We start from the raw sequence: 14341 nt of genomic DNA, 5'->3' as shown, positions 1-14341 counted from the left end.
GGGCAACGCTCCCGCCGGGCGGCTTCGCTGCCAGCGCGCATTTCACCGGCTGTCGTTCCCGCAACGCATTCCCGCTTGCCCGGACACACAGCCGGCTCCAAGGAGACATCATGGGTGTAGCCGGCAAGCACTTTCCACCGCACGTCGACTCGAATAGCGCCGCTTCGCATAGCGCTGCGTCGCGCCCCGAAACGGACGGGCGCGACGAGCGCGTGCGCAAGGAATCATGGTTCGGTCATTTGCTGAACCGCCCCGAGTTCGCCGCGATCTCCGGCGCGGTGCTGGTGTTTCTAGTCTTCGCGTTGACGGCCGGCGGATCCGGCATGTTCAATCTCGACGGCGTGATGAACTGGTCGCAGGTGTCCGCTTATCTCGGGATTCTTTCTGTGGGCGCGTGTCTCCTGATGATCGCCGGTGAGTTCGATCTGTCGATCGGCTCGATGATCGGCTTTGCCGGCATGATGGTCGCGATTCCCACCGTGTATTTTCACTGGCCGATCTCGCTCGCGATTCTCTTCGCATTCGTCGGCTCGATGCTGCTGGGGGCGCTCAACGGCTATCTCGTGATGCGCACGCGCCTGCCGTCGTTCATCGTCACGCTCGCGTTCCTCTTCATTCTGCGCGGCCTCACTCTTGCGCTGTCGATCATGTTCGCGGACCGCACCATCGTTTCCGGCGTGGGCGATCTTGCACAGCAGGACTGGCTCGCCAACACGCTCTTTCACGGCGTTGCGCTGCAGGGTCTCTTCACGATGCTCGCGCATCACGGCATCGGCACCCTGCTCGATAACGGTCACGCGCTCGTGCCCGGCATTCCGAAAGTGATTCTGTGGTGGTTCGGTCTCGCCGCGATCTGCGCATTCGTCCTCGCGAAAACGCGCGCGGGCAACTGGATTCTCGCAGTGGGCGGCGACGCCAACGCGGCGAAAAACGTCGGCATTCCGGTGCGTCGCGTAAAAATCCTGCTCTTCGTGCTGACCGCGTTCTGCTCGTGCCTGTTCGCGGTCCTGCAAGTGTGCGACATCGGCTCGGCTGCCGCCGACCGCGGCTTGCAGAAGGAGTTCGAGGCGATCATTGCGGCCGTGATCGGCGGGACATTGTTGACGGGCGGTTATGGCTCGGTGATCGGCGCATGTTTCGGCGCGCTGATTTTCGGCGTGGTGCAAATCGGCATCACCTATACGAATGTCAGTTCCGACTGGTTCCGCGTATTCCTCGGCGTGATGCTGCTCATCGCCGTGCTGTTCAATCACTATGTGCGCCGTCGCGTCGCGCAATCGTAACGAGGAGACGCACATGTCCGATACGAACAGTGTGACGAACGAAATGAGCCTGACGAGTGCCGCGCCGCAGGACGACGTGATCCTCGCTCTCGAGAACGTCAACAAGTACTTTGGAAAAGTAATCGCGCTAAGCGGCGTGACCTTGCGCCTGAAACGCGGAGAAGTTCATTGCCTGCTCGGCGACAACGGCGCGGGCAAGTCGACCCTCATCAAGACTCTGGCGGGCGTACATCAACCGTCGTCGGGCCAGTATCTCGTCGACGGCAAGCCGGTGCTGTTCGAGTCGCCCAAAGACGCGCTGGACCTCGGCATTGCGACCGTCTATCAGGATCTCGCGCTGGTGCCGCTGCTCTCCGTCGCGCGTAATTTCTTCATGGGACGCGAGCCGCAAAGGAAACTGTTCGGGTTCCTGAACGTGATGGACCTCGAAACGAGCGCGACGACAGCTCGCGACAAGCTCGCAGAAATGGGCATCAACGTGCGCGATCCGCATCAGCCGATCGGCACGATGTCGGGCGGCGAAAAACAGTGCCTTGCGATTGCGCGCGCCATCCATTTCGGCGCGCGTGTGCTGATCCTCGACGAGCCGACCGCTGCGCTCGGCGTCAAGCAGAGCTTCAATGTGCTGAAGCTGATCCACAAGGCGCGCGCGAAAGGCATCTCGGTGATCTTCATCACGCACAACGTGCATCACGCGTATCCGATCGGCGATTCGTTCACGTTGCTCAATCGCGGCAAATCGCTCGGTACGTTCACAAAAGAAACGATCAGCAAGGACGAAGTGCTCGACATGATGGCGGGCGGTGCCGAGATGCAGAAGATGATAGGCGAACTCGAAGGCGCAACGATCTGATTCATTCGCGCGGCGGCTGCTGCCGTGGCACCGCTCGCCGCGCTCTGTCATTCAGGGACATTCATGGCTCAATCCAGTACATTCAGCGGCACGCCGGCGCAGCAACCGGGCGGAGCCGCCGGCAGCCGCTTCGCGCCGGGCCGCAGCCGCGACATCGTGTGTCTTGGCCGGCTCGCGGTCGATCTGTACGCGCAGCAGGTCGGCGCGCGGCTCGAAGACGTGTCGAGCTTCGCGAAGTATCTCGGCGGGTCGTCGGCGAACATTGCATTCGGCTGCGCGCGGCTCGGACTTGCGTCGGCAATGCTCGCACGCGTGGGCAATGATCACATGGGCCGCTTTCTCACCGAGACGTTGACGAAGGAAGGCTGCGATGTAAGCCACGTGCGCGTGGATCCCGAACGCCTGACCGCGCTCGTGCTGCTTGGCCTCAAAGATCGCGATACGTTTCCACTGATCTTCTATCGCGAGAATTGCGCGGACATGGCCGTTGACGAAGCGGATTTCGACGAGGCATTTATCGCGTCGTCGAAAGCGCTGCTGATTACCGGCACGCACTTCTCGACCGAACAGGTGAACCGCACGAGCCGCCGCGCGCTCGATTACGCGCGGCGCAACCAGGTGCGCACCGTTCTCGACATCGACTATCGCCCCGTGTTGTGGGGCCTCACGGGTAAGGCGGACGGCGAAACGCGCTTTGTTGCAAGCGAAGGCGTCACCGCGCATTTGCAGCGCATCCTGCCGTTGTTCGATCTCGTGATCGGCACCGAGGAGGAATTCCGCATTGCGGGCGGCAAAAGCGATCTTCTCGACGCCCTGGCAATGGTGCGCGCGGTCACTCCGGCCACGCTCGTGCTCAAGCGCGGGCCGATGGGCTGCCAGATCATCGACGGCGAAGTGCCCGCCTCGCTCGACGACACGCCAGTGCACGGCGGCGTGGAAGTCGAAGTGCTGAACGTGCTCGGTGCCGGCGACGCCTTCGCGTCCGGTTTTCTCTCTGGATGGCTGCGCGATCAACCGCTCGACGCCTGCGCGCGTGCCGCCAATGCGAGCGGCGCACTCGTCGTCTCGCGCCACGCGTGCGCGCCGGCCATGCCGACGCCCGCTGAACTCGACTACTTTCTGCGCGAGGCGAAGGCCGATCCCGAGCGTATGCGCCGCCCCGACCGCGACGCGACATTGGCGCGCCTGCATCGCGTGACACCTGCGCGCAAGCAGTGGGACGAGGTGCTCGGCTTCGCGTTCGACCATCGGAATCAGTTCTTTGAACTCGCGCAGCAGAGCGGCGCAAGCGAAGCGCGCATCGCCCAGCTCAAGGGCCTGTTCGTCGACGCGGTCGCGCAGACCGAAAGCGCATTGGGCCTGCAAGGCCGCATCGGCGTGCTGATCGACAGCCGCTATGGCCAGGACGCGCTGAACGCGGCAACGGGCCGCGGCTGGTGGATCGGCCGCCCGGTCGAACTGCCCGGCTCGGTGCCGCTCGTCTTCGATCATGGCCGCTCGGTCGGCACGACGCTCGTGTCGTGGCCGCAGGAACACGTCGCGAAGTGCCTCGTGCAATTCCACCCCGACGAACCCGTCGAACAGCGCCTCGAACAGGAAGCCCAATTGCGCGCGCTCTACGACGCGACGCAAGCAAGCGGCCACGAGTTGCTGCTCGAAGTGATTCCGCCGAAGCATGCGAACTTGCCGCAGGGTCCGGATATCGTGTATCGCGCGTTGAAACGGCTATATAACATCGGCATCTATCCCGAGTGGTGGAAGCTCGAACCGATGGACGCCGCGCAATGGCGCAACATCGACGCGCTGATCGCCGAGCGCGATCCGTATTGCCGGGGCGTCGTGCTGCTTGGTTTGTCGGCGGGCGTCGAGCAGTTAAACGAGGGCTTTCGCGCGGCGGCGCGCTCGTCGACGTGTCGCGGTTTCACAGTTGGCCGCACGATCTTCCACGAGCCGAGTCATGCGTGGCTCGCAGGCGAGATCGGCGACGACGAATTGATCGCGCGCGTGCGCCGGACGTTCGAAACGCTAATCGCGTCGTGGCGCGCGGCGCGGGACACCGCCGCCGCCGAACGAGGCGCCAGCAATCGTGTTCATCAGGAGCAGGCGGCATGAATCAGCGCGAGTTACAACATGGACACGACGAAGCGGCATCGGCGGGCGCGGTAGTCTCAGGTACGACCATCCGGCTGACCACCGCGCAAGCGCTCGTGCGCTACCTCGCCGCACAACGCGTCGCCACTGAAGATGGCTCGGGAACAGAACCGCTTTTCGGCGGCGTGTTCGCGATCTTCGGACACGGCAACGTCGCCGGCATGGGCGAGGCGCTGTATCAGCATCGCGACGAGCTGCCGACGCTGCGCGCCCATAACGAACAGGCGATGGCGCACAGCGCGATCGCTTATGCAAAGGCGCACTTTCGCCGACGCATGATGGCGGTCACCACGTCGATCGGACCAGGCGCTACCAATCTGCTGACGGCCGCCGCGCTCGCGCACGTGAACCGTTTGCCGGTGCTGCTGCTGCCGGGCGACATCTTCGTGTCGCGGGCGCCCGATCCTGTCCTGCAACAGGTTGAAGATTTCCACGATGGCGGCGTTTCCGCGAACGACGCGTTCAAACCCGTGTCGCGCTACTTCGATCGCATCATGCATCCCGCGCAACTGCTGAGTGCACTGCCCCGCGCACTGCGCGTGCTCACCGACGCCGCGTCGTGCGGGCCGGTCACGCTTGCATTGCCGCAAGACGTGCAGGCGCAGGCGTGGGACTTCCCTGCCGACTTCTTTGCGCCGCGCATTGTCACCTTCTATGCGCCGGCACCGCGTGTCGACGAAATCGACGCTGCTGTAGCACGTTTGCAGCGCGCGAAGCGTCCGCTGATCGTTGCGGGCGGCGGCGTGCTGTACGGCCGTGCGACCGATGCGTTGCAACGTTTTGCTGCCGCGCACGGCATTCCGGTTGCAGAGACGCAAGCCGGCAAGAGTTCGCTTGCATGGGACGATCCACTCAACGCCGGCTCGCTGGGCGTGACCGGCTCGCCCGCGGCCAACGCGCTTGCCCGCGATGCCGACTGCGTGCTCGCGCTCGGCACGCGCTTGCAGGACTTCACAACCGGCTCGAATACGCTGTTCACGCAAGCCGACGTGATCGGCATCAATGCAAATGCGTTCGACGCCCTCAAGCATCGCGCCCAAGTCGTCGAGGCGGACGCGCGTCTCGCGCTCGACGCACTCGCCGAACGTCTGCAGGACTGGCAGGCGGATCGCGCGTGGACCTCGCGCGCCCACGAACTGGCCGCAAGCTGGCGCGATACGGTGCATACGCTCACGCACGCGCCGCAACGAGAGTCCGTGCTCCCTTATGAAGGCGATGTGATCGGCGCCGTGCAACGTTCAAGCACGGATTCACCGGCGAACGACATTGTCGTGTGCGCGGCCGGCACCTTGCCCGGCGAATTGCACAAGCTGTGGCGCGCCGGAACGCCAGGTGCCTATCACGTCGAATATGGCTACTCGTGCATGGGCTACGAAATCGCCGGCGGACTCGGCGTGAAGCTTGCGCGGCCCGAGCGTGAAGTGATCGTGATGGTGGGCGACGGCAGCTATCTGATGATGAACAGCGAGATCGCCACGTCGGTGATGCTCGGCGCGAAGCTCATTGTCGTGGTGCTCGACAATCGCGGGTACGGTTGTATCAATCGCCTGCAACAGGCATGCGGCGGTGCGCCATTCAACAACCTGCTCGAAGACAGCATGCAGGGCCCGCTCGGCGCGCCGCAGATCGACTTCGCCGCGCACGCCCGCGCACTCGGTGCGCGAGCGGAACACGCGGCGAATGTGGCGGAACTGGAAGCCGCACTGCAACGCGCGCGCTCGGCGGACCGGACGTACGTGATCAGCATCGACACCGATCCGGCCCGCACGACGAGCGACGGCGGCTGGTGGTGGGAAGTCGCGGTGCCCGAAGTCTCGCCGCGAGCGAGCGTGCGCGAAGCGCGGGCCAACTACGACGCGCAGATCTCGGCGCGAGGGAAACCGCCCGCTTCGGCAGAGAACAGCGGCAATGGCAGCAACAGCAACGACCAGGCCAACGATTGAGGACGCTCGCATGACAGCTTTCAACGTACGCATCGGCATCAACCCGTTGTCGTGGATGAACGACGATCTGCCTTCGCTCGGCGGCGAGACGCCGCTCGAACTAGCGCTGACCGAAGGCCGCGAGATCGGTTACCAGGGCTTCGAACTCGGCAACAAGTTTCCGCGCGAACCGCAGGCATTGAAGACGCTGCTCGCGCAGTACGATCTCGCGCTCGTGTCCGGCTGGTACTCGGGACGTCTCGCGCGGCGCAGCGTCGAAGAGGAAATCGCCGAGGTCGGCCCGCATCTCGAACTGCTCGCGCGAAACGGCGCGACGGTCATGGTGTATGGCGAAGTGGCGGATTCTATTCAGGGCGCGCCAAGACCTTTATATCAACGGCCGCGTTTTTTCAGCGATGCACAGTGGGCCGCCTACGCCGCACGCGTCGACGAATTCGCGCGCTATACGCTAAGCCGCGGCGTGCGGCTTGCGTACCATCATCACATGGGTGCTTATGTCGAAACGCCGGCCGACGTCGATCAGCTGATGTCACGCACGAGCGACGCTGTCGGCCTGCTGTTCGACGCGGGGCACATTACCTTTGCAGGCGGCGATCCGCTCGTCGTGCTCGACAAACACATCGGACGGGTGTGTCATGTGCATTGCAAGGACGTGCGCCCTGCCGTCATGAAACTCGCGCGCAATCGCAACTGGAGCTTTCTCGACGCGGTGATCGCCGGCGCTTTCACGGTGCCCGGCGACGGCGCAGTCGATTTCCCGTCGATCATCGCGCGCCTGAAGCGGCATGGCTATTCGGGCTGGCTCGTCGTGGAGGCGGAACAGGACCCGGTCGTGGCGCCGTCTTTCGAGTATGCGCAGAAGGGCTATCAAACATTGCGTGCGTTGGTCGATGCCCCGCTCGACACGACGTCTGCCGGCACTCGGGGCGACAGCCATGGCACCACGCAGGAGGCAGCATGACTTTATTAGTGAAGGCGCAGCGCGAAGGCCAGACAATCGCGCGAGTTACACCGGCATCGGCGTGCTGGCGCTATGTCGGTTTTGCCGCTTACCGTCTTGGCACGAGTGAAGTCGTGCACGTGATGGAGCCGTCGCGCGAAGTGTGCATTGTCGTGCTCACGGGCGCGGTGGATATTGAAACTGCGGACACCCGATGGAGTTCGCTCGGTTCGCGCGACAGCGCATTCGAAGATGCCGCGCCTTATGCGGTCTATTTGCCGCCGGGCGTGCGCGCCACCGTGCGCGCATGCCGCGATGCAGAGGTCGGCGTAGCGAGCGCGCCTGCGAAAGGCGAGCTGCCCGCACGCCTGATCGAGCCGTCTTCAATGAAGCGCTCGACGCGCGGGAAGGGTCTCAATACGCGATACGTATGCGACATTCTTCCGCAAACAGACCCGGCGGAATCGTTGCTGGTGGTTGAAGTGAGAACGCCTGGCGGACACGCGTCGAGCTATCCTCCGCACAAGCACGACACCGATAACGTGCCCCACGAGAGTTCGCTCGAAGAGACGTACTACCATCGGTTGAATCCGCCGCAAGGCTTTGCGTTCCAACGCGTGTACACCGATATGCGCGACATCGACGAATCAATGGCCGTCGAGGACCACGATGTCGTGATGGTGCCGCGCGGCTATCATCCGGTCGTCGTGCCGTATGGCTATGACTCGTATTATCTGAATGTCATGGCTGGTGCCCAACGCGTCTGGCATTTCCGCAATGACCCGGCGCACGAGTGGATCATCAATAAGGAAGATTGAGCCGAGCGAAGTTGCCTCGTGCGAAGTTGCTTCACGCGAGGAGCGAGGCAACTTCGCGTAACACCACACAACCCCGCGCAGGCGACTCCCGCGATGCCAAAGCCGATCATTTGCCTCGCGCGGCGAGATCCACTTCGAGCCCCCCGTTGGTGTCCATTTTCACCGTGCCCTTCGAAACGTCCCTGCGATAGCCGTATAAATCGAACTTCATCGCGCCGGCGTTCGAGCTGTCCTTGATGAACGTCCGCGCATTCGTGACGAGCGAATTGAACATCTTCACGTCGCCGGATTCGATCCACACATAACTTTTTGCCGCGTTGACCATGTTTGCCGGCGGCCGCGCGGGCGCAATCCCGGTCTCGCGCCTGAACTTCAGTAGAAGACCTTCGTCCGTCACGGCCGCGCTTGCAAGACGCCCTTGCAAGACGGGCGGCGGAAACACCGTGTACTGATCGAACACGAGTTCGTTGCCTTCGAGCGCGACGCCTTTGCGCGCAAATGGCGTGAGTGAAGCGAGCGGAATGTCGAGTGCGTGCAGCAGCCCGGCCTGCGGTATGCCAAGCACTTTCACCGACGAAGGCTCATACACGAGATGCCGATCGTCTCTTGCGACGATGGTGCCGCTCATCGTCGTGGGCAACCACACGCCGGGAAAGTGATTCCACAACTTGATGCCGCCCGTGACTTCGAGCTTGCCGTCCACTGGCTTCAACTGCAGATCATTGAGCGAACGCGGCTCGTAATCGAGCAGGTAGTCGTTGAAGAGCGCCGCCATTGCCGGCCAAGGCTCGGCCACTTCCCCGCCGATAATTCGAATGTCGTACTGTCCCGGATCGTCGAGGTCGACAGGCTCGCCCGGCGTCTTCGGAATCATCTGCGCGTCGAGCGAACGCACATGAAAGCCGATGCGACCCGCTACATAGAAGTCGACGTTTTCGACATGGATCAACGATGCATGGCCGGATGAATGACGTTCGTCGCCGGGTGTAGGGGTTCGAGTCCCCTCCCTGGCACCGGAAAACGCCCTCCGCATGCTGACAGGAACAGCACGCGCCGCCGACGCGCTTTGCAACTCCTGCGGCACGCGTCGCCATTCGAGCCGCGCCTGAGCAAGCGAGGCCTGCTGCGCGCGAATCAAACTGTCGTTAAAGCGCGCGTTAGCGCTGCCGATCTGCAATGGCGGCTCTTTCGCGGCACCCGCAAGCGTCGTGTACGAAGGCAGGTGTACGGCAAGCGCGCCCGCTTCGTCGAAGGTGAAATATCCCGCGGCCATCTGGTCGCGATAGTGGTACAGATCGAGCACGAACGGCGCGTCCGCGTCGATAGGCGTGAGCGCCATGTCGATGTTCATCGGCATCGAGCGCATGAATTTGACGTCCCCGCCTTCCATCAGCATGCCGCGCGCGGGCATGTTCGCAGGCCAGTCGATCTTCGGCACGGAGCCGTCGTCGAGCATGAAGCGCACGCCGGCCGCGCTCGTGTCGAGCTTCGTTATCGTCAGATGCAGCGCAGGCGGCGGCGTCAGTTTCGCGACCTGCATGACGACGTCGTCGCCGTCGAGACGCGCAATCGGCGTATCGACCTTCAACAGATCGGCCATCCTGACATGCGCGGCCTGCATCAACCTGTCGGCCGCCACGCCTGCGACCTCGACGTGATCGGCATGGAACACGAGTTCGTCGGCACTGCGCATGGACAGTGAACCAGACAGAACGATCGGTACCCACGTATCGCGACGCATCTCGCCGGTAATGCGCAAGCTGCCATCGTCTTGCGGCACAACGTGCATGTTACGCAGCGGCGAACCTCGATACTGGAATAGATAACGGTTGAAGATCGCGGTGAGCTTTGCACTGTCGAGCATCACCTCGCCGCGATGAACGTCGATGCTCAGGCTAGTCGGGTCGTCGAATACGATCGGCTCTCCTGGCCGCGAAGGAACCAGCGTCGCGGCCATGTCGTGAATCATGAAGCCAACGTCGCCCGTCACGCGAAAGTCGACGTTGCGCGCGAACATCAGCGAACCGTCGATGCCCGAGTCGCGCAGTGTGAGCGCGCGGCTGCGCTTCGTGCTGAGGCCGCTTGCCGCAGGCACCCGCGCGGCGATGCTTTGCTCGATGGCGAATTGGTGGGCCTTCGCGCTCTCGATGGCAGGCAGCGACGGGGATGCGGCTTGTGAGTCGTAACCCGTTTTGTCCTGCGACGCCTGCATGGTCGCCGGCGCCGCCTGGTTCGGCGCTTGGTTCGCCGACGAACTGGCGTCGGCACAAGCGCACATCAGCAGAGCCACGGTGAGCACTGTGGCGACCGCGCCTGTCTCGTTCATGATGTCTCCTCCTGAAGCCGCGACGCGTCTTCAACGCTCACGTCGACGTCGCTCGTCTTTCACGTGATTGTCTTCATTTGTACGCGCGCTGCCGACAAGATTTCTGGAGGACGCTCACCAAACGATCAAGCGTTTGAATCGCTTTGACGAGTCGACGCAAAGCCGTGCGGGCTCGGGATAAGCGGCACAGTCGGAACGGAGATTCAAACGCTAATACCGCTGCTCTCTTCAGCGCGCGGAAAGATTGGCATTCGACAACAGCACACGCGAGGTTGAGAACCGCACGCAGGGACAGGGTTTAATCCACACCCAGGGATCAACCCACACCGAGCCATTCACGCATGACGTCCGGACGCTGCAGGAACGCGTTAAGTTCGCCGTCGAACACGATCTCGCCATGACCCATTACCGCGACGCGGCTCGCGATGTCTTGCGCGATCACAAGTCGCTGCTCGATCAGCAACATCGCCATGCCGCGCTCGCGCAGCACGCGCAGGCATTGGGCGACCTGCTGCATCACGAAGCCCGCGAGGCCCTCGCCGGGCTCGTCGACCAGCAGCAGATCGGGATCGCCGAGCAGCGCGCGGGCGAGGCTCAGCATCTGCTGCTCGCCGCCGGACAGCGCGCCCGCGCGCGTGCGCCGTCGTTCGTGCAGCACGGGGAAAAGCGAGTAGGCGTCGTCTATGCTGAAGCGCGGCGTGCGCCCGCGATTGCGCGGGGCTACGCCGAGTTCGAGGTTTTCGCCGACGCTCAGCGTGGGAAACACATCGCGATGCTCGGGCACATAGCCGATGCCGAGCCGTGCGATTTCAAAGGTGCGCAAGCCGGCAAGTGAGTGGCCCGCGAAGCGCAACTCGCCTTCGGCATGCACGAGGCCCATGATCGAGCGAACGAGTGTCGAGCGTCCCGAACCGTTGCGCCCGACGAGCGCGAGCACTTCGCCCGCGCCGATCTGCAAATTCACGCCGTGCAACGCCTGGCTCGGCCCGTACCAGGCATTCAGTCCGCGAATGTCGAGCAAGGATGTCATGCGTCGAATCCTTCGCCGAGATAAGCCGCGCGCACCGCGGCATCCGCGCGAATCGCCGCAGGCGTGCCGGTCGCAATAATGCGCCCTTGCACGAGCACTGAAATGCGATCGGCGATGGCGAACACCGCGTCCATGTCGTGCTCGACCATCAGCAGCGTGCGTCCCGCTGTGGTCTCGCGGATCAGTTCGATTGCGCGCGCCGCCTCCGCGCGGTTCATGCCGGCAGTCGGCTCGTCGAGCAACAACGTATGCGCGCCGCCAGCGAGTGCTATGCCGAGGTCGAGCGCGCGCTGCTCCGCGTAGCTCAGCGCGCCGGCCAGAACATGCGCGCGCGCGTCGAGGCCGACTGCTTCGAGCACCTGCGCCGCGCGTGCATCGACCTCCGGTGCGCCAGAGAATCGCTGCCACCAGCGTAGGCGATCGCGCTCGGCGAGCGTCGCCGCGCAGCGCAAATTGTCGTACACGCTCAACCGTGCAAACACGCTCGTGTTCTGGAAACTGCGCGCGAGACCACGGCGCGCAATCGCCGCCGGCGCAAGGCGCGTGATCTGAGCACCGAAGAGGTCGATGCGCCCAGCGTCTGGCCGCGTGGCGCCGGCAATGAGATTGAAGAGCGTGGATTTGCCCGCGCCGTTGGGGCCGATCAACGCGTGCCGCTCGCCCGGTTCGATCGCGAGATTCACACCGCGCAGGATGCGCGTGGCGCCGAAGCGCTTCTCGACGCCGTAGAGCGCGAGCGCGGGGATCACTGCGGACCTCCGGCGTTTTGCATCGTGCGTGCATGGGCCGCGAGACGGGTTTGCGCGCGCGACGCGGACAAAGCCGCCAAGGCGCCCAGTGCTGCGAGCACGAAGATCGTCAGCCCGAGCCGCAACGGCGACGCAACGACAAACGATAGCCACGACGACTGACCGCCGACGCGCAGCGCAGCGCCCTCCTCGACGCCGAACTGGACGGCGTAAGCCCACTGCACCGCGAGCACGGTGGCAACCGTCCACAACAGGATGGCAGCCGTGCCGCAGACGTAGACGGCGCGGCATGTGCGCCAACCGTCACGCGCGAGCCGCGCCGTATGCCGCTGGATAAAACCGGCGAGTCCGTCCGGCGCAGCGACCACGATCACGATAAAGAAAAGGCCCAGATAAAAGAGCCAGGCCCGCGTGACGCTGGCCACGGCCACGCTAAAAAACGTCAGCACGACCGCGCCCGCGACCGGTCCGAAAAAGACACCCGTACCGCCGATTACCGTGGCGATCAGCACCGAGCCCGAGCGCACCATGCTCACACTATCGGTCGACACCAGCTCGACGTTGATCAGCGCAAGTGTGCCCGCGATGCCCGCGAAGAACGCCGACATGACCACGACGCCATAGCGGACGCGGCGCGGATAGCAGCCGATCGCCGCGGCGCGCGCCGGGTTGTCGCGCACCGCGTTGGCGAGCCGCATGAACGACGTGCGTGACAGGGCGAACATCGCGGCGCTCGCGAGCAGGCACCACAGCGCGATCAGCGTGTAAGCCTCGCGTGCCGGGCCGAACGTAAAGGCGCCGAGCATGGGCCCACTTGCGCGGTCTATGGCAACACCCGCTTCGCCGCCGAACCAGTCGGGTAAGGTCCACGCGGCGGCCGCGACGAGTTCGCCGATGCCTAGCGTGATCATGGCAAACGCGGTCCCGGCACGACGCGTCGAGATAAAACCGAGCAGCGCCCCGCACGACGCGGCGCCCGCGCCGCCGACCAGCGGCAGCAGCGCGAGCGGTGCGCCGATACGGTTGAAAACCTGCGCGGCAATCAGCGCCCCGAGGCCCGAATAGGCGGCATGGCCGAACGACAGCAGTCCGGTCTCTCCGAGCAACAGGTTGTACGAGAGCGCGAAGACGATCATCGTGGCGGTCTGCGCGAGATAGACGAGCAGCCAGCTTTGACGCCAGATCAATGGCGGTGCCGTGAGAAGGACAATGAGCGCGAGCCACGGTGCGAGACGACGCCACATCGCGTGAGAACGCTGGGTCCCGGCTACGGGCGACGCTTGCGCGGGCTCCGGCTTGAGCAGTTCACGCATGATCGTCGCGCCGGCCGGAGAGTCCGCGCGGGCGCAGCGCCAGCATGCCGACGAGCAGCAGGTACGGAATCAGCGGCGCAAGCTGCGCGAGCGTCAGCGCATCCCATTCGCGCGGCAGCGAAGCGTCGAACGTAGCGAGCACGTCGCCGAGCGAAACATCGCTCGCCACCGCCAGGGTCTGCACACAGCCGATCAGCAGCGACGCAGCCAGCGCGCCGCCCAGCGATCCCAGCCCGCCTATCACCACGACGACGAACACAATCGAGCCGAGCGATTCGGCCATAGCGGGTTCGATCACGGAAAGCGGCGCGCCGATCACGCCGGCCAGCGCGGCGAGCGCCGTGCCCGCCGCGAAGACGCCGGTGAAGACGCGCGGCACATTGTGGCCGAGCGCTTCGACGGCGCTCGGGTGCGTCAGCGCGGCCCGCACGATGAGGCCCGCCTTCGACACGCGCAGCACCGCGTACAGCGAGAAGAGCATCACAAGAGAGACGAGCATCATGAACGCTCGATAACGCGCGAAGGTCGCGTCGTAGAGCGTGAAAAGCGGACCGTCCAGCGCGGCCGGCACGCTCGCGCCGAGCGGACTCAAACCCCAGCCGAGCTTCACGAGTTCGCCGAGCACATAGGCGGCGCCGAACGTCAGCAGCAATTCCGCCAGATGGCCGTGGCTTCGCACCCGGCGTAACAGCCAGCGCTCCAACGCAGCACCGATCAAACCGACGACGAGCGGCGCGATCACGAGCGCGCTCCAGAATCCGGCCCGCGCGGCCACCGAATAGCCGACGTAGGCGCCAAGCATGTAGAAGCTCGCATGCGCGAAGTTCAGCACGCCGAGCATGCTGAAGATCAACGTCAGCCCGGCCGACAGCATGAAGAGCAGCAGTCCGAAGCTGAGCCCGTTAAGCAGGTTGATGGCTAACGACTGCACGTGC

General features: G+C 64.2%; 11 protein-coding genes. 6 read left to right on the top strand and 5 right to left on the bottom strand.

The window, feature by feature from the left end; translation table 11 throughout:
• The first annotated feature begins 110 nt into the window (after nucleotides 1-110).
• From H281_RS0122955 to iolB, 6 genes are all read left to right on the top strand, one after another.
• A complete protein-coding gene (locus H281_RS0122955; protein WP_020069485.1) occupies nucleotides 111-1283 on the top strand; it encodes an ABC transporter permease in 1173 nt (390 codons plus the stop codon).
• A 13-nt stretch (nucleotides 1284-1296) separates the two neighbouring features.
• Entirely contained in the window at nucleotides 1297-2136 is an 840-nt protein-coding gene (locus H281_RS0122950; protein ID WP_020069484.1) for an ATP-binding cassette domain-containing protein, read from the top strand.
• Nucleotides 2137-2199: 63 nt separating this feature from the next.
• The gene (locus tag H281_RS0122945; RefSeq protein WP_020069483.1) at nucleotides 2200-4248 is read left to right on the top strand and encodes a bifunctional 5-dehydro-2-deoxygluconokinase/5-dehydro-2-deoxyphosphogluconate aldolase; all 2049 of its coding nucleotides are present in this window, start codon (nucleotides 2200-2202) and stop codon (nucleotides 4246-4248) included.
• Nucleotides 4245-6230 carry a 3D-(3,5/4)-trihydroxycyclohexane-1,2-dione acylhydrolase (decyclizing) gene (gene iolD, locus H281_RS0122940; protein ID WP_020069482.1) on the top strand — a complete coding sequence of 662 codons (1986 nt, stop codon included), beginning with the start codon at nucleotides 4245-4247 and terminating at the stop codon, nucleotides 6228-6230. The genes H281_RS0122945 and iolD overlap by 4 nt, the downstream gene beginning before the upstream one ends.
• A 10-nt stretch (nucleotides 6231-6240) precedes the next feature.
• Nucleotides 6241-7191 (top strand): myo-inosose-2 dehydratase, encoded by a 951-nt coding sequence (gene iolE / locus H281_RS0122935; RefSeq protein ID WP_020069481.1) that lies wholly within the window; start codon nucleotides 6241-6243, stop codon nucleotides 7189-7191.
• Nucleotides 7188-7988 (top strand): 5-deoxy-glucuronate isomerase, encoded by an 801-nt coding sequence (gene iolB / locus H281_RS0122930; protein WP_020069480.1) that lies wholly within the window; start codon nucleotides 7188-7190, stop codon nucleotides 7986-7988. Before iolE ends, iolB begins: the two co-directional genes overlap by 4 nt.
• A gap of 106 nt (nucleotides 7989-8094) precedes the next feature.
• Here iolB and H281_RS0122925 read toward each other — a convergent pair whose 3' ends face one another.
• From H281_RS0122925 to H281_RS0122905, 5 genes are all read right to left on the bottom strand, one after another.
• Entirely contained in the window at nucleotides 8095-10314 is a 2220-nt protein-coding gene (locus H281_RS0122925; protein WP_020069479.1) for a hypothetical protein, read from the bottom strand.
• A 316-nt stretch (nucleotides 10315-10630) separates the two neighbouring features.
• Nucleotides 10631-11344, bottom strand: a complete 714-nt coding sequence (locus tag H281_RS0122920) for an ABC transporter ATP-binding protein (RefSeq protein WP_020069478.1) — start codon at nucleotides 11342-11344, stop codon at nucleotides 10631-10633.
• Nucleotides 11341-12093, bottom strand: coding sequence for an ABC transporter ATP-binding protein (locus H281_RS0122915; RefSeq protein ID WP_020069477.1), 753 nt, complete (start codon nucleotides 12091-12093; stop codon nucleotides 11341-11343). Before H281_RS0122915 ends, H281_RS0122920 begins: the two co-directional genes overlap by 4 nt.
• Entirely contained in the window at nucleotides 12090-13406 is a 1317-nt protein-coding gene (locus H281_RS0122910; RefSeq protein WP_020069476.1) for a branched-chain amino acid ABC transporter permease, read from the bottom strand. Before H281_RS0122910 ends, H281_RS0122915 begins: the two co-directional genes overlap by 4 nt.
• Nucleotides 13399-14337, bottom strand: coding sequence for a branched-chain amino acid ABC transporter permease (locus tag H281_RS0122905; protein ID WP_020069475.1), 939 nt, complete (start codon nucleotides 14335-14337; stop codon nucleotides 13399-13401). The genes H281_RS0122910 and H281_RS0122905 overlap by 8 nt, the downstream gene beginning before the upstream one ends.
• Nucleotides 14338-14341 lie beyond the last annotated feature (4 nt).

The organism is Paraburkholderia caledonica (assembly GCF_000383275.1).
GTDB lineage: Bacteria > Pseudomonadota > Gammaproteobacteria > Burkholderiales > Burkholderiaceae > Paraburkholderia > Paraburkholderia caledonica.
Note: the sequence above shows the minus strand (reverse complement) of the source record. Positions and strands in the feature narration are given on the sequence as shown.